Here is a 1,269-nt window from a genome sequence, read left to right on the forward strand (position 1 = left end):
TACCGTTCCTGATCCTGCTGCTCATCGCCCTGCTCATCATGACCTTCTTCCCACAAACCATCCTCTGGCTACCTCAGACCATGGGGTATGCTACGGCTGGGTAAGGCGGGAATCACCCGGGCTGGTATGATCCGGCCCGGTTTCTGAAATTGATTTAACGAGGATACTGATCGGTAATGGCCAAGACCGTAGAGGAAATTGCCAAGGATCTTGGTGTGTCGATCACCACGGTACGACTGGTCATCAATGGCCAGGCGCAGAAATACCGTATCAGCGCCAATACCCAGAAAAAGATCGAGGATTATGTTGCGCGGCATGGCTATGTACTCAACCATGCCGCACGCAGTCTGAAATTGCGGCGCAGCGATGCTATCGGTTTTGTGGTGCCTGATCTGGCCAATGCGTTTTTTGCGCGCCTGATGGCTGAGCTCGAAATATTGTGCCGGGATCGCGATCTGGTGCTGCTGACGGCCTCGACGCATGAGGATCCGGCACTGGAAGATCGTGCGATTGAAAGTCTGCTTTCACGCGGTGTGGATGGTCTGGTGATCGCGCCATGCCAACTGCCCAATCATAAGCAGTTGTTCGGCAAGAAAAACAAGACTGCCGTGGTACTGGTTGACCGGGATTACAACCAGTTGCGCTATCCAACCGTGCAGAGCGACAACTATCACAGTGCGCTGGATCTGGCGCGACGGATATTGGCCGAAAAGCCGGCAGAACTTTATTTTCTGTGTGGCAGAAGCGATTTGCCGAGTATTCAGGATCGCATGCGTGGATTTTCCGTGGCCATGCAGGAAGCTGCGATGCCGAGCGGGTGGATTCGCCATGCCGAGCAGGATAGCGCCAAAGCCGGCTACGAGATGATGTCTGGCTTGATTGGCGGGGCCGGGCATATACCGGCAGCCTTCATGTGTTCATCCTTGCTGATACTTGAAGGTGCGCTGCAGGCCATCAAGGAGCGGGGAGGGCGCATACCCGCCGATCTTCTGATCGGCACATTCGACGATCACGCGATGCTCGATCTGTTGCCCAATCGGGTATTGTCAGCCAGACAGGATGAAGCCCAGCTTGCCGTGCTGGTGTTTGATCGCCTGCTCGAGCAGATGGCGGGCGGCGAGGTGACACAGATGCGCAATATCGTGCCGTGCCGGCTGATTTGCCGTAACTGATTTCCTGTTTTTCAAATACACAAAGCCCGCGACCATGATGGTGCGGGCTTTGTTTCTTTTCAGCCTGGCCTGATTGGCTTTCCTTGGTGCGCCTCAT

1 protein-coding gene is annotated in these 1,269 nt (G+C 55.2%); it reads left to right on the forward strand.

Annotated features, from left to right (window positions below; translation table 11 throughout):
* Positions 1-176: 176 nt before the first annotated feature.
* Positions 177-1,172, forward strand: a complete 996-nt coding sequence (locus tag AC0KVQ_RS16435) for a LacI family DNA-binding transcriptional regulator (protein WP_473422276.1) — start codon at positions 177-179, stop codon at positions 1,170-1,172.
* Positions 1,173-1,269 lie beyond the last annotated feature (97 nt).

It is taken from the genome of Formivibrio sp. oc-25, from assembly GCF_055810895.1.